The organism is Sphingomonas sandaracina (genome assembly GCF_036663695.1).
In the GTDB taxonomy this organism is placed as follows: Bacteria; Pseudomonadota; Alphaproteobacteria; order Sphingomonadales; family Sphingomonadaceae; genus Sphingomonas.
In genome coordinates this window covers 146576-166338 of sequence record NZ_JAXOJK010000004.1, presented here as the reverse complement: position 1 = coordinate 166338, position 19763 = coordinate 146576, and the positions used below count along the sequence as shown (strand labels likewise).

The 19763-nt window shown below is 65.9% G+C and carries 15 protein-coding genes and 1 tRNA gene; 9 read left to right on the top strand and 7 right to left on the bottom strand.

Annotated features, from left to right (window positions below; all coding sequences use genetic code 11):
- Nucleotides 1-20 precede the first annotated feature (20 nt).
- Together U1707_RS13660 and U1707_RS13655 are read right to left on the bottom strand one after the other, a co-directional pair.
- On the bottom strand, nt 21-752 hold the full coding sequence (locus tag U1707_RS13660) for a thermonuclease family protein (RefSeq protein WP_332800628.1): 732 nt from the start codon (nt 750-752) through the stop codon (nt 21-23).
- A 936-nt stretch (nt 753-1688) separates the two neighbouring features.
- Nucleotides 1689-2381, bottom strand: coding sequence for an opacity protein (locus U1707_RS13655; protein ID WP_332800627.1), 693 nt, complete (start codon nt 2379-2381; stop codon nt 1689-1691).
- A 288-nt stretch (nt 2382-2669) separates the two neighbouring features.
- Here U1707_RS13655 and U1707_RS13650 point away from each other — a divergent pair, with 288 nt between their 5' ends.
- A complete protein-coding gene (locus U1707_RS13650) occupies nt 2670-2897 on the top strand; it encodes a hypothetical protein (protein WP_332800626.1) in 228 nt (75 codons plus the stop codon).
- Between the two features lie 43 nt (nt 2898-2940).
- Here U1707_RS13650 and U1707_RS13645 read toward each other — a convergent pair whose 3' ends face one another.
- Together U1707_RS13645 and U1707_RS13640 are read right to left on the bottom strand one after the other, a co-directional pair.
- Nucleotides 2941-3285: a DNA primase gene (locus tag U1707_RS13645; protein ID WP_332800625.1), complete on the bottom strand. Its 345-nt coding sequence runs from the start codon at nt 3283-3285 to the stop codon at nt 2941-2943.
- A 79-nt stretch (nt 3286-3364) separates the two neighbouring features.
- On the bottom strand, nt 3365-4654 hold the full coding sequence (locus tag U1707_RS13640; RefSeq protein ID WP_332800624.1) for a multidrug effflux MFS transporter: 1290 nt from the start codon (nt 4652-4654) through the stop codon (nt 3365-3367).
- Nucleotides 4655-4752: 98 nt separating this feature from the next.
- Here U1707_RS13640 and U1707_RS13635 point away from each other — a divergent pair, with 98 nt between their 5' ends.
- The 4 genes from U1707_RS13635 (at nt 4753) to U1707_RS13620 (ending at nt 11207) form a co-directional block, all read left to right on the top strand.
- Nucleotides 4753-5250 carry a hypothetical protein gene (locus U1707_RS13635; RefSeq protein ID WP_332800623.1) on the top strand — a complete coding sequence of 166 codons (498 nt, stop codon included), beginning with the start codon at nt 4753-4755 and terminating at the stop codon, nt 5248-5250.
- A 244-nt stretch (nt 5251-5494) separates the two neighbouring features.
- Entirely contained in the window at nt 5495-6451 is a 957-nt protein-coding gene (locus U1707_RS13630) for an isopenicillin N synthase family dioxygenase (protein WP_332800622.1), read from the top strand.
- A 330-nt stretch (nt 6452-6781) separates the two neighbouring features.
- A complete protein-coding gene (gene polA, locus U1707_RS13625) occupies nt 6782-9556 on the top strand; it encodes a DNA polymerase I (RefSeq protein ID WP_332800621.1) in 2775 nt (924 codons plus the stop codon).
- A gap of 133 nt (nt 9557-9689) precedes the next feature.
- Nucleotides 9690-11207: a lipopolysaccharide biosynthesis protein gene (locus tag U1707_RS13620; RefSeq protein WP_332800620.1), complete on the top strand. Its 1518-nt coding sequence runs from the start codon at nt 9690-9692 to the stop codon at nt 11205-11207.
- On the opposite strand, the gene U1707_RS13615 is transcribed toward U1707_RS13620, so the two are convergent.
- Both U1707_RS13615 and U1707_RS13610 read right to left on the bottom strand, forming a co-directional pair.
- Complete coding sequence (locus U1707_RS13615; protein WP_332800619.1) at nt 11204-12520, bottom strand: Nramp family divalent metal transporter; 1317 nt, start codon at nt 12518-12520, stop codon at nt 11204-11206. The genes U1707_RS13620 and U1707_RS13615 overlap by 4 nt on opposite strands.
- A 304-nt stretch (nt 12521-12824) precedes the next feature.
- Nucleotides 12825-13448, bottom strand: a complete 624-nt coding sequence (locus U1707_RS13610) for a DNA-3-methyladenine glycosylase family protein (RefSeq protein WP_332800618.1) — start codon at nt 13446-13448, stop codon at nt 12825-12827.
- Between the two features lie 60 nt (nt 13449-13508).
- Between U1707_RS13610 and U1707_RS13605 the strand changes: the two genes are divergently transcribed.
- Nucleotides 13509-13826 (top strand): 2Fe-2S iron-sulfur cluster-binding protein, encoded by a 318-nt coding sequence (locus tag U1707_RS13605; RefSeq protein WP_176500130.1) that lies wholly within the window; start codon nt 13509-13511, stop codon nt 13824-13826.
- 164 nt (nt 13827-13990) lie between these two features.
- Here U1707_RS13605 and rlmB read toward each other — a convergent pair whose 3' ends face one another.
- A complete protein-coding gene (rlmB, locus tag U1707_RS13600; RefSeq protein WP_332800617.1) occupies nt 13991-14734 on the bottom strand; it encodes a 23S rRNA (guanosine(2251)-2'-O)-methyltransferase RlmB in 744 nt (247 codons plus the stop codon).
- 161 nt (nt 14735-14895) lie between these two features.
- Here rlmB and U1707_RS13595 point away from each other — a divergent pair.
- From U1707_RS13595 to glgB, 3 genes are all read left to right on the top strand, one after another.
- Nucleotides 14896-14982 (top strand) — tRNA-Tyr (locus U1707_RS13595).
- A 134-nt stretch (nt 14983-15116) separates the two neighbouring features.
- A complete protein-coding gene (locus U1707_RS13590; protein ID WP_332800616.1) occupies nt 15117-17543 on the top strand; it encodes a glycogen/starch/alpha-glucan phosphorylase in 2427 nt (808 codons plus the stop codon).
- Nucleotides 17540-19702: a 1,4-alpha-glucan branching protein GlgB gene (glgB, locus tag U1707_RS13585; protein ID WP_332800615.1), complete on the top strand. Its 2163-nt coding sequence runs from the start codon at nt 17540-17542 to the stop codon at nt 19700-19702. Before U1707_RS13590 ends, glgB begins: the two co-directional genes overlap by 4 nt.
- Nucleotides 19703-19763 lie beyond the last annotated feature (61 nt).

Genomic DNA, 19763 nt, shown 5'->3' with positions numbered 1-19763 from the left:
CAGCCATCCCAAAGGTTCGGTTAAGCCCTACCCCATCCACACCAAGGCGAGCGCTTGCCGCCGCCATAACGCCGCGCGAGTCCGTGGCGGACCAGCACCGCGCCCAGCGACTCCCCGTCGCGCTCGACGATGCGCAGTTTGCGGCCGTAGCGGTCGACGTCGCGCTTGATTGGGGTCAGCGTGAAGGGCCCAGCGTTGAGCAGCGCCTGCATCTTGACCGTCGCCGCCTCCCCCAGGCGACCCTCGCGCGCGCAGCGGGGCGGGTGGGTTTCGGGCGTGTCGATGTCGGCGATGCGGATCTTGGTGCCCGCCATCCAGAACGTGTCGCCGTCGACCATGCAGTCGATCCGCTTGGCGTGGCCGCAGATCGTGAAGCGCGCCGATACGGGCGTGTTGCCCGACAGCGCGGCAGTCAGGGCGCCGGCGGCAGTCGTGGCGACCCCGGCGACGGCGGTCGAGGACGACGCCGCCGACGTGATCGTGTCCTTGGCCTTGCCCCAGCCGCCCGGCACGCGCAGATGCCCGGCGGGCCAGGCGATGCCGAACCCGCTGGGCCATTCGACCTTCAGTCCGGGCGGCACCAGCGCCGACCAGTCGATCTGGCGGATCATCGGCACCATCAGCCCGAGCAGCACGCCGTAGAATACCAGGCGGAGCTGCAGCAGGACTCCCGGCGCGGGACGGCGGGCCGAGCCGCCACGGCGCGTGGCGCCCGCGCGATCGCCACTGAGCAACCGCATGAAATCAAACACATACTCCATCGCCCCCCGCGCGTACGCGCGCGCGCGAAGATGTCACCCTCGCCAGCGGGTGCATTGCGGCAGGCGGAGTCGGAAACGAGTCGAACGCATCGTGAACATCGGTCCGCGGCACGTCGCGTGCAAATTGGCGGCCCACAGATCACGCGATAACCGCGTGGCGCAGACTCCCGACCGTCGCGTTCTGCATCCGCCGCCAGTCAAACGATCGAGACGACAGTAGAAGCTTAGCTGCCGGCATGACCCCCGAACACGCAACGACGTGTTCGCAAAAGGCCGCGCCCTCTCTCCGTCAAGCATCCCCCCAAGCGTCCGATCGAGCGCGGAACCCCGCGAAGCCGCTGTCCTACGTCGTCATCCCGTGATCAGGTGCGGCATGGTCCAGACATCCATCCGCAACCCACGCGACGAGCCTGCGGCATGCCATGTGCAGACCCGTCCCAGCGCCTGCACTTTGTGAACTTCACTCGCCGCACACCCCCGCAACGCCGGCGGGCCGGCCCCCGAAAACACTACGGTCGAGCACAGACGCACGAAGGCCGGGATTTGGCTGGTGACGCCCCGCCCCTGTCACGTCCAGCAAATGCTCTGTGCGTGCACATGCAACGGCGTGTTCGCGAGAGGCCGCGCCGTCTCTCCATCAAGCATCCCCCCACACGTCCGATCAGGCGCGGAATCCCGCGAAGCCGCTGTCCTACGTCGTCGTGCCGTGATCAGGTACGGCATGGTCCAGACATCATGCCGCAACCCGCACGACGAGCCTGTATCATGCCATGTGCAGACCCTTCCCAGCGTGTGCACTTTGTGAACTTCACTCGCCGCACACCCCCGAAACACGGCGATCGGGCCCGGACGCACGAAGGGCGGGACGTGACCGATGTCACGCCCCGCCCCTGTCACGTCCAGCTTATGCCCTGTGCGGGCAAAAGCTTAGAAGTGGGTGATGATGCCGAGCATCGGACGGAAGCTCTGTGCTGCGCCGAAGGTGTTGACCTCGGCACGGATGCGGAAGCCTGCGTTGCCGGTGATGCCCTTGAGGCCGATGCTCTGCGGACCGACTTCTGCGCCGATGCCGTAGGTGATCGCGTTATAGTCACGGTTGGTGTTGCCACCATTGGTCGCAAACTGCGAGAAATGGTCGAAGTTGACCCACTGGTAGCCGACCTTGCCGTACAGGATGCCGCTGTCGCCGGCGCGGAAGCCGAAGCGGCCTGCTGCGCCATATTCCCAATCGATGTTGCCATCGACGCCCTTGATGACGTTGCCTTCGACGCCGACGAAGACGGGGCCGAGCGGCACGTTGACGCCGAGGACGCCCTGCACGAGCGCGCCGTCTGCGCGGTAGTTGTTACGGACCGAGCCGTCCGAGTTGAGCGCGCGCGGGATGCCGTGGTTGCCCTGGTTGTCGAACTGCTCCCAACCGCCCATCACGCCGAAATACGGCTCGATGCCGAACGCCTTGGAGCCGTCGGGTGCAGCCGCTTCGCCGGGGGCTGCGCTGTTGTCGACAGGCGCTGCGCTGGTGTCGACGGGCGCAGGCGCCGATGCCGACATGTCCTGCGCGAAGGCAGGGGCTGCGAATGCGGTGGCAGCGAGGACGAGGGCCAGGGAAAGCGTACGCATGGAAAATTAGACCTTCTATCGTTTATTTCGTGGCCCCCGGCCGCACGATGCAGCGGCTTGGTCCAGGCTAGCGAAACCGGCGGGCGTCCACTTTGTTGCAACAAAAAGTCGGGACGCTCGGAACCCTCCCCATGTGTTGCAATGCAGCAACGCTTCCTGTCGCTCCGATGAACGAACGGCGGCAAACCAAAGGCAATCGTGGCAAAAATGCAGCAACGATCGGCGTAGCGTGGCTCTTAACCGCGTCCGTCAAAGTGTTGGAAACGACCCGACCGATAGGCGCAAACCATGGGTTTCAAACGCCTCTTCCGCAGCCGGTGGGCCGCGCTGTTATGGTCTCTGGGCGTTCTGTGGACCGCATACGACGTTGCAGGAACCGCGCCCTCGGCAACAGTCGACACGGCCTCGTTGAACACGGTCTCGGATGATGCCGCGGACGCCCGGCACGAAGATGGCGATGCGACCGGCGCAGCGTTCGATCTCCACGATCTTCAGATTCTCGCCAACGCCGGCTGACGGGACCCGGGCACTCACCCAGGTCCGCCAGCCCGCGCTATATTCAGGGCTTCAGTGCGACGTCGTCGGCGTCCTTCAGGTCTTCGTCGTCGTCGATGCTGCCGTCGTCGAGTTCGTCCTGAACGTCGTCTTCGTCCATGTCGGCCTCGTCCATCGTGACGGTGGAGTCCGTCTCGCCGACCTCTTCGGAGTCCATCTTGGCGTCGTCGATCGACTCGTCGTCGGTGTCGTCCTCGCCCAGATCGGGATCGAGGTCGGTCAGGATGACGCCGTCGCTTGGCCCGTTGCGCGTGGCCTCGAGGATCTCGGCGCGCTGGCTCTCGTCATAACCCTCTTCGTCATAGCCGTCGTCGCCCGAACCGGCACTCGGCACCTGATGTCCGCCCATGGTCTCACTCCCTCGTTCCAGGATGCCCGCATGATGCAGGCCTACCCGATGCGAACGGTGGACGTGCGCGGTGGTTCCGTCAGGCGTGCGCCGGTGCGGTGGACGCCGGCCGGAACAACCGCCCCCGCTCGGTCACCAGGATCGCGATCAGCGCAGCGACCCCGGCGAGCAGGAACCCCGCGACTAGCGGCACGGTGGTGCCGTCGAACGCCTGCCCGATCGCCGCGCCGATCACTGCCCCCGCCGTGACGCTCAAGAACCCCTGTACGCTCGACGCGGTACCGGCGATGCGCCCCATATTCTCCATCGCCATCGCCGAGAAATTGGACGTCGCCAGCCCGAAACAGCCGAGCGTCAGCGCCTGGAAGATGGCGAAGCTCACCAACGTCTCGAACCCGATCTCGATCGCGAACAGGTGGACCAGCGACACCAGGATCAACACCGACAACGCGCCGTGGCTGATCAACCGCGTCCCCAGCCGCATCACGATCCGCGAATTGAGCAGGTTGCACGCCGCCATCGTCACCGACGTCGTCGCGAAGATCAGCGCGAGCAACGTCGGCTTGTGAAACACGTCCGCCATGATCTGCTGGATCGAATTGAGATACCCGTACAACGCGCCCAACAGTGCGGTCGAGGCGAGCGTGTAGCCAAGCGAATTGCGATCGCCCAGCGTCTGGCGCCAGTCGCTCAGGATCCGCCTCGGCGTGATCGGCAGGACATTCTCGGGCGCCAGCGTTTCGGGCATCCGCAGGTAGAACCAGACGAGCACGCCCAACGTCAGTGCGGCGACCGTCCAGAAGATCGCACGCCAGTCGCCGAACTGCAGCACCGCCCAGCCGAACGTCGGTGCCAGGATCGGCACGATCATGAACACCATGAACGCGATCGACATCACCCGCGCCATCGCCCGCCCGTGATAGCAGTCACGGACCAGCGCGATCGTCGCGACCCGCGCCGCCGCGATCACCGCGCCGCCGAACACGCGCGCCACCAGCAGCCACGCGAAACTCCCCGCGGTCGCGCAGGCGACGTTGGCGATGACGTACAAAACGAGCGACCACAGCAGCACCGTCCGCCGCCCGAACCGATCCGCGAGCGGCCCGTGGATCAGCTGCGCGACGCCGAACCCGATCACGAACGCCGTCACCACGAACTGCCGGCCGTTATCGGACGCGACCCCCAGCGAGTCGCCGATCGCCGGCAGCGCGGGCAGCATCGAATCGATACCGAGTGCGGTCAGCGACATGAGCGAGGCGACGAGCGCGACGAACTCGACGAAGCCGATCGGCGCGCCGCGCATCGCCGGCGCGTCGGATTGGGGATCCTTGGTCTGCATGATGCGTGCGCCCTTACAGGGTCCGCTCATCGCGCGAAACCCGCCAACCGACGCAACGCGGCCGCGATTGCGCGAAACGGAGTCCCGCCCTATCTGTATTGTGAGACCAACACACTCGGGAGTCAGCCATGATCCGTCCGCTATCGCTCGCCACCGTCGGCCTTGCCGGCATGCTGGCTCTGGCCGCATGCGATCGCTCGAACGAAGGCGCGTCGGTGTCGATCAACGCCGACGGCGGCAACATGCTCGGCGCGATCAACGGCGAGACCGGCGAGATGAAGATCGACGTCCCCGGCTTCCAGGGCACGGTGAAGCTGCCGAAGATCAAGATCGACACCGGCAATTTCGATCTCAACGGCGTGCGGCTGTATCCGGGATCGTCGATCAAGACGCTGAACATCGTCGGCGACGACAAGAGCGGTGGGCTGCGTGTCGCCTTCGCCAGCCCGGCGACGCCCGCGATCGTCCGCGACTGGTTCGCGCAACGTTTGGGCAAAGTGGGGTATCAGGTGCATCCGGAGGGCGCGAACCTGATCGGCACCACCGACGAGAACAAATCCTTCCGCCTAGAACTCGCTCCCGACGGCGCGGACAAGGCGACCGGCACGATCGTGATCAGCGGCTAACGCTCCCCCTTCCGTCATGCCGGGCTTGTTCCGGCATCCACCGTTCCGCAAATCCGAGATACTCGATGGCGCGGAACCGTGGCCCCCGGAACAAGTCCGGGGTGACGGAGCGGCGTACTGCAATCCTCCCCCGCCAGGGGGGGGGATCCTTGGGCATTCGAAATCTCACCACCCTAACCCAGGCATTTGGCACCGCACCCCCGATCCCCTATATCGAGCGTCCCCCAATCCGGACACGCACCCCATGCTCGACACCCCCGCCGCCCAGGTCCCGACTCTCAGCCTCGCCACGCAGGACACCGACCCCGACGGCTTCGCCGCCGCGTTCGGTGAATCGTTCGAGCGGTACGGTTTCGCGATCGTCGCCGATCACGGCATCCCCGCCGACCTGATCGAGCGCGCTTGGGCCGAAACCAAGCTCCTGTTCGACCTCCCCGAGGACGAGAAGCGCGGTTATCACATCGCCGGCGGCGGCGGTGCGCGCGGCTATACGCCGTTCAAGACCGAGATCGCCAAGGACGCCAAGGTCGTCGATCTCAAGGAGTTCTGGCACGTCGGCCGCGAACTGCCCGAGGGTCATCGCTACGCGGACACGATGGCGCCGAACGTCTGGCCGACGCGCCCCGAGGGCTTCAAGCCGGTCTTTCTCGAACTGTTCGCCGCCTTCGACCGCGCCGGCGACAAGCTCCTGTCTGCGATCGCGCGCTATCTGAAGCTCAAGCCCGACTGGTTCGATCCGGCAGTGAAGGACGGCAACAGCATCCTTCGCCTCCTGCATTACCCGCCGATCCCCGCCGATGCCGAAGGCGTCCGCGCCGGTGCGCACGAGGACATCAACCTGATCACGCTGCTGCTCGGCGCCGAGGAAGCCGGCCTCGAACTGCTCGACCGCGCCAACGGTCGCTGGCTGTCGATCAAGCCGCCCGAGGGCGCGATGGTCGTCAACGTCGGCGACATGCTGCAACGCCTGACCAACAACGTCCTCCCCTCGACCACGCACCGCGTCGTCAACCCGCCCCCCGAGCGCCGTGGCCACTCGCGCTACTCGATGCCGTTCTTCCTGCACCCCGCGCCGGACTTTCTGATCGAGACGCTGCCGGGGACGATCACGCCGGACAACGCGAACCGCTACCCGGCGCCGATCACCGCGCATGATTACCTGTACGAGCGGCTGGTCGAGATCGGGCTGATCAAGAAGTAAAGGCAGCATGTTTCCTCGCGAGGGCGGGGATCCAGACTGGGCTCCCGCCTTCGCGGGAGAACAAATTGGCGGGAGTTTGGTGGGTGAGGTCTATTCACCACCAATTCTCCACCCCGGCGAAGGCCGGAGCCCAATTGGGGGACGGCAGTAACGAAGCGCCGCGCGCCGTTACGACCACCTTTCCAATTGGGCCCCGGCCTTCGCCGGGGTGGTGCATCTCTCGGGACAGTGACTCGCCCCAAACACCCCACCGCTTTTCCCCGCACCTGATACCCAACAACCACGCTTCGCCCATTGGTCCCCGCGCGCGCATCCGCTAGACCGCGCGCGATGCCCCATCTCTATCTCGTCGACGGCTCCGGCTATATCTTCCGCGCCTATCATCGGCTGCCGCCGCTCACCAACAAGCATGGCGAGCCGGTCGGTGCGGTGTACGGCTACACGACGATGCTGTGGAAGCTCGCCGACGAAGTTCATGCCGCCGACGGCCCGACCCACATGGCGGTCATCCTCGACAAATCGTCGAAGACCTTCCGCAACGATCTCTACGACAAGTACAAGGCGCAGCGTCCGCCGCCGCCCGAGGATCTCGTCCCCCAATTCCCGATGATTCGCGACGCCACGCGCGCCTTCTCGCTGCCGTGCATCGAGACCGAGGGACTCGAGGCCGACGACATCATCGCCTGCTACTCGAAGGCCGCGCTAGCGCAGGGCTGGGAAGTCACGATCGTCAGTTCCGACAAGGACCTGATGCAGCTGATCGAGCCCGGGCTCGACATGTACGACACGATGAACAACCGCCGGCTCGGCGCGGAGCATGTCGCGGAGAAGTTCTTCGGCATCACGCCTGCGCAGCTTGGCGATGTGCTCGCGCTGATGGGCGATAGCGTCGACAATGTGCCGGGCGTGCCGGGCGTCGGCCCCAAGACCGCGGCGAAGCTGATCCTCGAACATGGCGATCTCGAATCCGTGCTGGCCGCTGCCGACGGCATGAAGAAAAGCAAGCTGCGCGACAATCTGATCGAGCATGCCGAGATGGCGCGGCTGTCGAAGGTGCTCGTCTCGCTGAAATGCGATGTCGCGTTGCCCGAACCGTTGGAGGATCTCGAACTCAAGGGCATTCCCGACGCGCCGCTACGCGCGTTCCTGGAACATCACGGCTTCAAGTCGCTGATCGCCAAGCTGTCCGCGGTTGCCGAGGCCCCCGTCGCCGAGTCGCCCGTCGTGGCGGACATGGACGACGACGAGCCCTGCAAGCACGACGACTACGAGACCGTCGTCGACGAGGCCGCGCTCGATCGCTGGGTGACGATCGCCAAGCATCAGGGCTGGATCGCGATCGATACCGAGACCACCGGGATCGACGCGACGCGCGCCGATCTGGTCGGCGTGAGCATGGCGCTGCATCCGAACCTCGCCTGCTACGTACCTATCGCACATGGCGGAACGGATTTGCTCGCGGAAAACCCGGTCCAGCTCGACCGTGCGCTCGTGCTCGCGAAGTTGAAGCCGTTGCTGGAGGATCCGAGCGTCCTGAAGATCGGCCACAACCTCAAATACGACATGATCGTACTCGGCCGCGCCTATGCATCCACCGGCGGAGTCCAGATCGCGCCGTTCGACGACACGATCGTCATGAGCTTCGATCTCGACGCCGGGCTTCACGGCCACGGCATGGACGAACTCGCGGCCACGCACCTCTCGCATACCTGCATCGCGTTCAAGGACGTCGTCGGCACCGGCAAGACGCAGCGCACCTTCAACGAAATCGACCTGAAGGCCGCTACCCGTTACGCCGCCGAAGACGCAGACGTGACGCTCCGCCTCTGGCGCCGGTTCAAGCGCCGGCTGCCCGCAGAGGGCTCTACCCGCGTCTACGAGATGGTCGACCGCCCGCTCGTCCCGATCATCGCGCAGATGGAAATGCACGGGATCAAGGTCGATGCCGCGAAACTGTCGAAGCTCTCGACCGAGTTCGCCGGCCAGATGGCGAGCTTGGAGACCGAAATCCACGCGCTGGCCGGCGCGCCCTTCACGATCGGCAGCCCCAAGCAATTGGGCGACGTGCTGTTCGAGAAGATGGGCATCAAGGGTGGCCGCAAAGGCAAGTCCGGCGTCTATTCAACCGACGTCACCGAACTCGAGCGGATCGCGGCGGACAAGGATTCGCCCGGCGCGGTTATCGCGCGAAAAGTGCTCGACTGGCGCCAGTTGTCGAAGCTGAAATCGACCTACACCGACGCGTTGCAGGCGCAGATCAACCCGGCGACGGGCCGCGTCCACACGTCCTACTCGCTGACCGGGGCACAGACCGGCCGTCTGTCGTCGACCGATCCCAACCTGCAGAACATCCCGATCCGTACCGAGATCGGCCGCCAGATCCGCGACGCGTTCGTGGCCGAGCCCGGCAACGTCATCCTCGCCGCCGATTACTCGCAGATCGAGCTGCGGCTGGCCGCGCACATGGCCAACGTCCCCGCGCTGAAGGCCGCGTTCGCGAACGGCGACGACATCCACAGCCTTACCGCGCAGGAACTGTTCGGCGAGGTCAACCGCGACACCCGTGGCCGCGCCAAGACGATCAACTTCGCGATCCTCTATGGCATCTCGCGCTGGGGGCTCGCCGGCCGCCTCGACGTATCGGCGGACGAAGCACAGGCGATGATCGACCGCTATTTCGACCGCTTCCCCGGCATCTCCAACTACATCGTCGAAACGACCGAAAGCGTTCGCGCGAGCGGCTACACGACGACCTTGTTCGGCCGAAAGACCCACTTCCCGCGCATCCGCTCGAAGATCCAGCACGAACGCCAGGGCGCCGAACGCGCCGCGATCAACGCGCCGATCCAGGGCACGAGCGCCGACATCATCAAGCGCGCGATGGTGCGGATGGGGCCGGCGTTGCTCGAAGCTGGCCTGCCCAACGTCCGCATGCTCCTCCAGGTCCACGACGAACTCGTGTTCGAACTCCCCGAAGGCGATGTCGAGGCAGCCAAGCCCGTGATCGAACGCGTCATGGCGAATGCCGCCCTGCCCGCGGTGACGCTCGACGTGCCACTTGGCATCGAGATCGGCACCGGCCTCAGCTGGGGCGCAGCGCATTGAGCCAGCTGGTGTCCGAAAACCTTCCCCCCTCCCTGGAAGGGAGGGGCCGGGGGTGGGTCGGCTCGAGGCAGGCGCAACCGAACCTCACGGGCCAACCCACCCCCTACCCCTCCCTTCCAGAGAGGGGGGAAGCGTGACAGAGGCCACGCAGGATATCGACACGCTCGCCAAGGGCGGTCGGACCAATATCGCCGGCTTCGTCCTGCGCCTCGCCGCGCGCATCCCGTTCCTGTTCATCGCCGGCCGCATCTACGGCCCTGACCTCGTCGGCCGCTTCGCGATCGCGGTCGTGGTGGTCGAACTCGCCGCGCTGCTCGCCACGCTCGGCCTGAAACGCGGGCTCGCCCAGGCGCTCAGCAGCAGCGACCGCCCGCATGCGAACGTCGTGTGGGACGCGATGGCGGTGGCGTTCGTCGCCTCGATCATCGCCAGCGCCGTGCTCTGCACCTTCCCGCAGATCATGTACCCCAACAGCGAGATCACCGGGCTCGACCGGTTCCTGCCGCTGATCATCGTCGCGATCGCCTGGTCCGACGTCAGCCTCGCCGCGCTCGCCTATCGCCTCAACGTCAAGGCCGCGGTGACGGCGCGCGCGGTGGTCGAGCCGTGGACGATCTCGATCGCCGCCTGGGCGTTCTCCTATTTCACGATCCGCGACGGCCTCGTCCTCAGCTACGTTGCCTCGATGACCGCAGCGCTGATCGCCAGCCTCGTGCCGTTCCTGCGCAGCTACGGCGTGCCTCGTGGCTGGTCGCCGCACCTCCGCCCGCTCTATGCCCTCGCCCGCGCCAACGTGCCGCTGGCCGGCGCCGATATCCTCGAATGGGGCAGCCGCAACGTCGATCGCTTCATCCTCGGCGTGATGTTCGAGCCCAAGGTCGTCGGCATTTATTACATGGCGCAACAGGTCGCGAGCCTGCCGCAGAAGCTCAAGACCAGCTTCGACCCGATCCTCGGCCCCGTCATCACCCACAGCCTCGCGATCAACGACCGCGCGGCGATCGCCAACCAGGTCCGTCAGGTCGCGTTCTGGATCATGGCCGCGCAAGGGGGCCTCGCGCTCATGGGCTCAATCCCCGGCGAGGCGGTGATGGGCGTAGTCGGCCCGCAGTTCGTCGCCGGCACCGCTGCGCTCGCGTTCCTGCTCACCGCCGAAGTGCTCGCATCGACCGGCGCCGTCAGCGAATCCGCGCTCGTCTATATCGCCCGCCACCGCAATCTGATGATCTCGGCCGCGATGCTCGCGTTCCAGGTCGGCCTTAGCTTCGCGTTGATCTTCACCATTCGCGCACTCGGTTATCCGGTGAATTACCAGGCAGCCGGCCCGGCGATCGCGCTGATGCTGTCGGTCGCAGTGACGTCGGTCATCAAGTCGAAGCTGCTCGGCCACCTGCTCGGCGTCAACGTATCGCCGTGGCGCTGGCCCCTGGTCTGGGCCGCACTCGCCGCGATCGTCGTCGGGGCTGGGTTCACCGCGCTGCCAAAGCGCTACGAGTGGGTCGAACTCGCGGTCGGCGAACCCGCGATCGCCGCTACCTATCTCTACATCCTGTGGAAATACGCGTTCGGCCCTGCGGACCGGGCGCTGTTCCGCAAGAAGCGGCCTGCGAACGGCGCGACGCTGCCCAATGCCGGCTCGCCGATCTCCTAGAGCATACCGTACAGCAGCGTGGCGTTCAGCCCGACGATCACGGCGGCAATTCCCCAGGCGAGGATCTTCAGCCACACCGGGCTGACCAGATCGCCCATGATCGTGCGGTCGCCGGTGAACTTGACGAGCGGCACGACCGCGAACGGCAGTTGCAGGCTGAGCACGACCTGGCTCAGCACCAGCAGCCTGGTCGCACCCGCATCGCCGGTCGCGCCGACGACGAGCACCGCGGGCACGATCGCCAACGCCCGCGTGACCAGCCGCCGCGCCCACACCGGCATGCGCAGGTTGAGGAACCCCTCCATCACGATCTGACCGGCCAGCGTCCCCGTCACCGTGGAGTTTTGCCCCGACGCGAGCAGCGCAACCGCGAACAGCACGCTCGCCGCGCCCATGCCGAGCATCGGGGCCAGCAGCTTGTACGCCTCGTCGATCTCCGCGACGTCGGTGCGACCGGCGACATGGAAGGTCGCCGCCGCCAGGATCAGGATCGCCGCGTTGATAAAGAACGCGAGCCCCAGCGCCACCGTGCCGTCGATCGTCGCCATCGTGATCGCATCGCGCTTGCCGGCCGCATCCTTCGCGAACGCGCGAGTCTGGACGATCGACGAGTGGAGATACAGATTGTGCGGCATCACGGTCGCGCCGAGGATGCCGATCGCGATGTAGAGCATCGCCGGGTTGGTCACGATCTGCGTCGTCGGGACGAGCCCGCCGAGCACGCCCGCCCATTCGGGCCGCGCGAGGAACAGTTCGAAGATGAAGCAGCCGGCGATGATCATCAGCAGCGCGACGACGAACGCTTCCAGCTTGCGGAACCCAAAGCGCTGCAGCGCCAGGATCAGGAACACGTCGAGCGCGGTCAGCACGACCCCGTAGACGAGCGGCAGGCCGAACAGCAGCTTCAGCGCGATCGCCGTGCCGAGCACTTCGGCGAGGTCGCAGGCGATGATCGCGATCTCGCACAGCAACCAGAGAACGACCGAAACCGGCTTCGAATAATGCGCGCGGCAGGCCTGGGCGAGGTCGAGCCCGGCGACGATGCCGAGCCGTGCGGACAAGGCCTGGAGGACCATCGCCATCAGGTTCGAGAACAGCACGACCGACAGCAACGTGTACCCGAACGCCGATCCGCCGGCGATGTCGGTCGCCCAGTTGCCCGGGTCCATATACCCGACCGCGACGAGATACCCCGGCCCCATGAACGCGAACAATCGCCGCCAGAACGACGCGCCGTGCGGGACGGCGACGGTCCGGTGGCTCTCGGAGAGCGAATTGGCGAAGTCCGACGCGGGGAGATTGGGGGCTGACATCGGGGGCTGCTTTGCCGGAAGGGGCGGACAGGAACAAGCGCTGCGTCTGAACCCGCGGCCAATGCCCCCCTTCCGTCACCCCGACGAAATCTGGGTATCCGGCTGGCGCGTGTCGCGACCCAACGGGGATATCCAAGCTTTCGCTGGGATGACGAGTGGGGGGACGAAAGGGAGATAACCGAAACTGCTCCCCTCCCTGGAAGGGAGGGGCTGGGGGTGGGTCGGTCCGCTTTAGCCACCATCGTTCGGACGTGGGGACACCAACCCACCCCCGCCCCTCCCTTCCAGGGAGAGGAGAAGGAGGTCAGATGACCTTCATGTCCGCCTGGTAATGATGCCACGCGAAGATCGCCGCAGCCCCGCGGTGCGGGCGCCAAGCCTCCGCCACTTCGCGCGTCAATTTCTCGCTCGGCCGCGTCTCGTGACCCAGAATGCGCCCGACCTCGATCTGGATCGCAAGGTCCCCCGCCGGCCAGATGTCGGTCCGCCCTTCCGCGAACAACAGGTAGATCTCCGCCGACCAGCGACCGATCCCCTTCACGCGCACCAGCGCGGCGATCGCCTCCTCGTCGTCCTCCGGCAAATTGGTCAGATCGAGCCGACCGCTCGTCACCTCGTCGGCAAGGCTGCGCGCATACCCCAGTTTCTGCCGCGACAGTCCGGCACTGCGCAACGTCTCGTCGCTGGCGGCGGCGATCTTCGACGGATCGCCAGCACCGCCGACCACCGCGTCGAGCTTGTTCCACACCGCCGCTGCCGATGCGACGCTCACCTGTTGCCCGACGATCGTCCGCAACAACGTCGCGAAGCCGCGCTCGCTGATCCGCGGCGCGGGGTGACCTGCGTTTCCGACCGCGACCGCGAAGGCGGGCTCGATCGCGCACAACGCCGCCATCGCGGTTTCGAGTTGCTCTGCGCTCAGGCCCATGATGCTTGATCCTGGACGCGCGCAACGGCATGAACGCACGAAGATTTTTCGGAGAATGACATGCCAAAGCTTATCGTCGTGACGCGAGAAGGGGAAGAACGCGAGATCATCGGCGAGGCGGGCCTTTCGGTGATGGAAGTCATTCGCGACGCCGGCATCGACGAGATCCTGGCGCTGTGCGGTGGCTGTTGCTCGTGCGCCACCTGTCACGTCCATGTCGACCCGGAGTTTGCGGCCAAACTGAAGCCGATGGGGCCGGACGAGGACGACCTGCTCGATTCGACGAGTGATCGCGATGCAGGCTCGCGCCTGTCGTGCCAGATCGAGCTGACCGATGCGCTCGATGGGTTAAAGGTAAGAATCGCCGCCGAGGACTGATTTTCCCTGTCCCTCGTCCCTCCGGGGAGAGGGAGGGAGGCGCGCTTGCGCCGAAAGGGAGAAGGAGCGTTGGGATCCAAGTCCCGAGCCCCACGCCCCTCTCCCTTCCCACCGCAAGGGCGGCGGGCTCCTTCCCTCTCCCCGAAGGGGCGAGGGAGTTGAGGTCACCGCGTGGTGATGGCGTACAGCGCGATCGCCGCGGCGTTCGACACGTTCAAACTCTCCACCTTTTCCGAGATCGGCAGCTTCGCCAGCTCGTCGCAATGCTGCTCGGTATTCTGCCGCATGCCCTCGCCCTCGGCACCGAGCACGATCGCGATCCGCTGGGTACCCATCGCTTCGGACAGCGTCTGCGTCGCGTGGCCCGTCAGCCCGATCCGCCAGAAGCCGGCCGCCGCAATCTCTTCCAGAGCGCGCGCCAAGTTCACGACCCGAATCCAAGGCACGCTCTCAAGCGCACCGGAAGCAGCCCGAGCGATCGTCCCCGACTCCGGCGGCGCATTGCGATCCGGCGTGATGATCCCCAGCGCATCGAACGCCGCCGCCGATCGCATGATCGCGCCGACGTTATGGGGATCGGTCACCCCGTCGAGGATCACCAGCGGGCGATTGTCGTCCTTGCCGTGCTCCAGCAGGTCGGCCAGCCACATGTCCTCGAGCGGCTCGACCTCGATCACCACGCCCTGGTGCGGCGCGTCGCCCGGCACCAGCCGCGCCAGATCCATCGCCTCGGCATAGGTCACCGGCACGTCGGCCGGCAGGTCGAACCCGGCCAGCGCCTCACGCGTGCCGAGGATTTTGCGCACCGTGCGCTCCGGGTTGGCGAGCGCAGCGCCCACCGCGTGCTTGCCCCAGAAGCGGGGGCGGCCTGCCGGTGCCTTGCTCGGCCTATGTCCCTTGCGTGCCATATTCGCTCTCTATCGTGTCTATGTATGCGGCGTCCTTGTCGGCATTCCGCTCCCGCGGCAACTATGAACCACGAAACTTCGCAAAACCCGCGTTGACAGGCGGGGCGCGCTTCGCCATTGAGCCGCCTCGCTTGAAAGAGCGGCGCTTGCAAAAGCGGCCTGGACAGGTGGCCGAGTGGTTAAAGGCAGCAGACTGTAAATCTGCCGGAGTTTCTCCTACGTAGGTTCGAACCCTACCCTGTCCACCACCGCCAAAGCGCGGTGATGTACACGATCCAAAAGCATCAGCAGAGCAAGTTCTTCCGACCACGGAAGGAAGTCCGCGTGACATCGGCTCGCGGACGGTTAGGATCGCGGCGACCGTAACGACCTCGGAAACCGCGTGACTTCAGACACCGCCGTACAGCAGCCCGCCCAAGATCTCGCCGACTCGATACTCGACACGCTCGTCCACCGCATCGGCAAGGATGCGCAGGCCGCCCGCCCCCACGATTGGCTCGCCGCGACGATCCTGACCGTCCGCAACGACATCGTCGAACGCTGGATGGCCTCGACCAAGGCGGCGCACGCGGCGGGGGCCAAGCGCGTCTATTATCTCAGCCTCGAATTCCTGATCGGCCGGCTGCTGCGCGACGCGGTGACCAACCTCCAGCGCAACGACGAAGTCACGCGCGCCCTCGCGCTGCACGGCGTCGACCTCGCCGAACTGGAAGAGATCGAGCCCGACGCAGCGCTCGGTAACGGCGGCCTCGGCCGGCTCGCCGCCTGCTTCATGGAGAGCATGGCGAGCCTCGCGCTGCCGGCCTACGGCTACGGCATCCGCTACGTGAACGGCATGTTCCGCCAGCGGATCGACGATGGCTGGCAGGTCGAGATGCCCGAGAACTGGCTCGCCCACGGCAACCCCTGGGAATTCGAACGCCGCGAGAGCGCCTATTTCATCGGCTTTGGTGGCGAAGTGACGGCGAACGAAGGCGGCCAAATCCACTGGAGCCCATCCGAAGCGGTCGAAGCGATGGCGGTCGATACGCCGGTCGTCGGCTGGCGTGGCAAGCACGTCAACACGCTCCGCCTCTGGACCGCCCGCGCGTTCGATCCGATCAAGCTCGACCGCTTCAACGCCGGCGATTTCACCGGCGCACTTGCAGACCAGATGCGCGCCGAGACTCTCACGCGGGTGCTGTACCCCAACGATTCCACCGCCGCCGGCCAGGAACTCCGCCTGCGCCAGGAGTATTTCTTCTCGTCCGCGTCGATCCAGGACATCGTCCGGCGCCACATCCAGTATTTCGGCAACATCCGCACGCTGCCCGACAAGGCCGCGATCCAGCTCAACGACACGCATCCCGCAGTGTCGGTCGCCGAACTTATGCGGCTGCTGATCGACCATCACGAATTCGCGTTCGACGCGGCGTGGACGATCACGCGCGCGACCTTCGGCTACACCAATCACACACTGCTGCCCGAGGCGTTGGAGAGCTGGCCCCTGCCGCTGTTCGAACGGCTGCTCCCCCGCCACATGCAGATCGTCTACGCGATAAACGCCAAGCTGCTGCGCGAGGCTCGCGGCGCTGAGGGCATAGATGATCGCGCCATTTCCGCGATCAGCCTAATCGACGAGGGCGGCGAGCGGCGCGTGCGGATGGCGAACCTTGCCTTTGCCGGCTCGCACAGCGTCAACGGCGTCGCCGCGCTCCACACGCAGCTGATGAAGAAGACGGTCTTCGCCGATCTGCACACGCTGTATCCGACACGGATCAACAACAAGACCAACGGCATCACGCCGCGACGCTGGCTACAGCAGTGCAACCCCGGCCTCACCGCGCTGATCCGCGATGCGATCGGCGATGGCTTCCTAGACGATGCCGAAAAGCTCGTCGATCTGGATGTTTTTGCCGACGATTCCGGTTTCAGGGAGCGGTTTGCGGCGGTGAAGCGTTCGAACAAGGTGGCATTGGCTAATCATATCAAGGACAGCATGGGGCTCCGCGTCGACCCGGACGCGCTGTTCGACGTCCAGATCAAGCGCATCCACGAGTATAAGCGCCAGCTGCTCAACATCATCGAGACGGTCGCGCTCTACGACCAGATCCGCAGCCACCCGGAACACAACTGGACGCCTCGTGTAAAGCTGTTCGCGGGGAAGGCGGCGTCGAGCTATCACAACGCGAAACTCGTCATCAAGCTGGCGAACGACGTCGCGCGCCGGATCAACGCTGACCCTTCCGTCGGAGGCCTGCTCAAGGTCGCGTTCCTGCCCAACTACAACGTGTCGCTGGCGGAGAAGATCATCCCCGCCGCCGACCTCAGCGAGCAGATCTCGACCGCCGGCCTCGAAGCCTCGGGTACCGGCAACATGAAGTTCGCGATGAACGGCGCGCTCACGATCGGCACGCTCGACGGCGCCAACATCGAGATCAAGGACCGCGTCGGCGACGACAACATCTTCATCTTCGGCATGACCGCGGACGAGGTCGATGCGAAGCGCGCCAACGGTTACGATCCGCGCGCGGTGATCGATGGCTCGAACGAACTGCGCCAGGCGGTGTCGGCGATCGCGTCCGGCGTGTTCTCGCCCGATGACAAGACGCGCTACGCCGGGTTGATGGGCGGGCTGTACGAGGGCGACTGGTTCATGCTCGCCGCCGATTTCGACAGCTATGCCACCGCCCAGCGCGCGGTCGACACGCGCTGGAACGACCGCGATGCGTGGGTCGCCTCGACCGTGCGCAACGTTGCGGGCGTCGGCTGGTTCTCGTCCGACCGCACGATCCGCGAGTACGCCCGCGAGATCTGGACGGTAATGTGAAGCCACCCGAAGGCGCCATCGTTGCCCTGCTGGAAGGGCGTCACGACGATCCGTTCTCGCTGCTCGGCGTCCACAGCGGCCCGACCGGCGTGTTCGCGCGCGTCTGGCTGCCCGGCGCGGACACCGCGGAGGCGCATGCACTCGACGGCACCGCGCTCGGCACGCTCCCCCGGATCGACGATCGCGGCCTGTTCGAGGGCCCGATCAACGGCACGCAACAGCCGGTGAAATACCATGCGGAGGCCGGCGACACGTCGTGGTGGGTTACCGACCCCTATAGCTTCGGCCCCGTGCTTGGCCCCCTAGACGACCTGCTCATGGCCGAGGGCACGCACCGCCGTCTCCACGACAAGATGGGCGCGCACCTGATCGAGCACGAAGGCGCACACGGCGTCCACTTCGCGCTCTGGGCCCCCAATGCGCAGCGCGTCTCGGTGGTCGGCGACTTCAACGACTGGGACGGCCGCCGCCACGCGATGCGCAAGCGGGGCGACGTCGGCGTGTGGGAGATATTCATCCCCGACATCGCCGAATACCGCGCCTACAAGTTCGAGATCGTCGGCCCCGGTGGCCAGATTCAACCGCTCAAGGCCGACCCGTTCGCCTTCGCCAGCGAACTCCGCCCCGCCAACGCCTCGATCACGCGGAAGCTCGCGCACGACTGGGCCGACACCGATCACCGCAAGCATTGGGCCTCGATCGATCCGCGCCGCGTGCCGATCAGCATCTACGAGGTCCACGCAGGGTCCTGGGACCGGGACGCCGACGGCTGGTTCCTGACCTGGGACGCACTCGCGGATCGCCTGATACCGTACGTGGTCGAGATGGGCTTCACGCACATCGAGTTCCTGCCGATCAGCGAACACCCGTACGATCCGAGCTGGGGCTACCAGACCACTGGCCTCTATGCGCCGTCCGCCCGCTTCGGCGACGTCGATGGCTTCGCGCGGTTCGTCGACGGCGCGCATCTCGCCGGGATCGGCGTGCTGCTCGACTGGGTGCCGGCACATTTCCCGACCGACGCATTCGGACTGGCGAAGTTCGACGGCACCGCGCTGTACGAACACGAGGACCCGCGGCTCGGCTTCCACCCCGACTGGAACACCGCAATCTATAATTTCGGCCGGCGCGAAGTCGCATCGTTCCTGGTCAACAACGCGCTGTTCTGGGCCGAGCGTTATCATATCGACGGCCTGCGCGTGGATGCGGTCGCGTCGATGCTGTACCGCGATTATTCGCGCAAGGCAGACGAGTGGATCCCCAACGCGGAAGGCGGCCGCGAGAACTGGGAGGCGGTTGCGTTCCTCCGCGACATGAACCGCGCGGTCTACGGCCAGCACCCCGGCGTCTTTACGATCGCCGAGGAATCGACCTCATGGCCGGGTGTCTCCGCGCCCGTGGGCGACGACGGCAAGAGCGGCGGGCTGGGGTTCGGGTTCAAGTGGAACATGGGCTTCATGCACGACACGCTCCAGTACATGGCGCGCGATCCGCTGCACCGGAAGCATCATCACGGCGAGATCAATTTCGGCCTCGTCTATGCGTTCAGCGAAAATTTCGTCCTGCCGCTCAGCCACGACGAGGTCGTCCACGGCAAGGGCTCGCTGCTGACCAAGATGCCCGGCGACGACTGGCAGCAATTCGCAAACTTGCGTGCCTATTACGCGTTCATGTGGGGCTATCCGGGCAAGAAACTGCTCTTCATGGGGCAGGAATTCGCGCAGCGTCGCGAATGGTCGGAAGCGCGTGCGCTCGACTGGGACCTGCGCAACGCGCGCAGCCACGAAGGCATCCGCAACCTCGTCCGCGACCTCAACACCGTCTATCGCGAGAAGCCGGCGCTGCACGCGCGCGACTGCGAGGCGGAGGGCTTCGAATGGCTGATCGCCGACGATGCCGCCAATTCGGTATTCGCGTGGTTGCGCAAGGCCCCCGGCGCGAAGCCCGTCGCGATCGTCGCCAATATGACGCCGATCGCCCGCGCGCCCTACCGCATCCCGCTGCCGCACGACGGCCGCTGGTGCGAGATCATCAACAGCGACGCGCATGAATATTGGGGCAGCGGCCTCGGCAATCTGGGCGGCGTGGTCGCGAAGGACGGCGCGGCCTGGGTTACCTTGCCCCCGCTTGCGACGATCATGCTGGAATTCGAAGAGTAACCTGGCCTCATCCACCCGTCATGCCGGGCTCGTTCCGGCATCCACCGTTCCGCACGATCAA

What these genes read in the sequence shown, in the direction of transcription:
- U1707_RS13655 (WP_332800627.1), bottom strand. Translation starts at nt 2,381, where the DNA reads ATGCGTACGCTTTCCCTGGCCCTCGTCCTCGCTGCCACCGCATTCGCA.
- U1707_RS13650 (WP_332800626.1), top strand. Translation starts at nt 2,670, where the DNA reads ATGGGTTTCAAACGCCTCTTCCGCAGCCGGTGGGCCGCGCTGTTATGG.
- U1707_RS13645 (WP_332800625.1), bottom strand. Translation starts at nt 3,285, where the DNA reads ATGGGCGGACATCAGGTGCCGAGTGCCGGTTCGGGCGACGACGGCTAT.
- U1707_RS13640 (WP_332800624.1), bottom strand. Translation starts at nt 4,654, where the DNA reads ATGAGCGGACCCTGTAAGGGCGCACGCATCATGCAGACCAAGGATCCC.
- U1707_RS13635 (WP_332800623.1), top strand. Translation starts at nt 4,753, where the DNA reads ATGATCCGTCCGCTATCGCTCGCCACCGTCGGCCTTGCCGGCATGCTG.
- U1707_RS13630 (WP_332800622.1), top strand. Translation starts at nt 5,495, where the DNA reads ATGCTCGACACCCCCGCCGCCCAGGTCCCGACTCTCAGCCTCGCCACG.
- polA (WP_332800621.1), top strand. Translation starts at nt 6,782, where the DNA reads ATGCCCCATCTCTATCTCGTCGACGGCTCCGGCTATATCTTCCGCGCC.
- U1707_RS13615 (WP_332800619.1), bottom strand. Translation starts at nt 12,520, where the DNA reads ATGTCAGCCCCCAATCTCCCCGCGTCGGACTTCGCCAATTCGCTCTCC.
- U1707_RS13610 (WP_332800618.1), bottom strand. Translation starts at nt 13,448, where the DNA reads ATGGGCCTGAGCGCAGAGCAACTCGAAACCGCGATGGCGGCGTTGTGC.
- U1707_RS13605 (WP_176500130.1), top strand. Translation starts at nt 13,509, where the DNA reads ATGCCAAAGCTTATCGTCGTGACGCGAGAAGGGGAAGAACGCGAGATC.
- rlmB (WP_332800617.1), bottom strand. Translation starts at nt 14,734, where the DNA reads ATGGCACGCAAGGGACATAGGCCGAGCAAGGCACCGGCAGGCCGCCCC.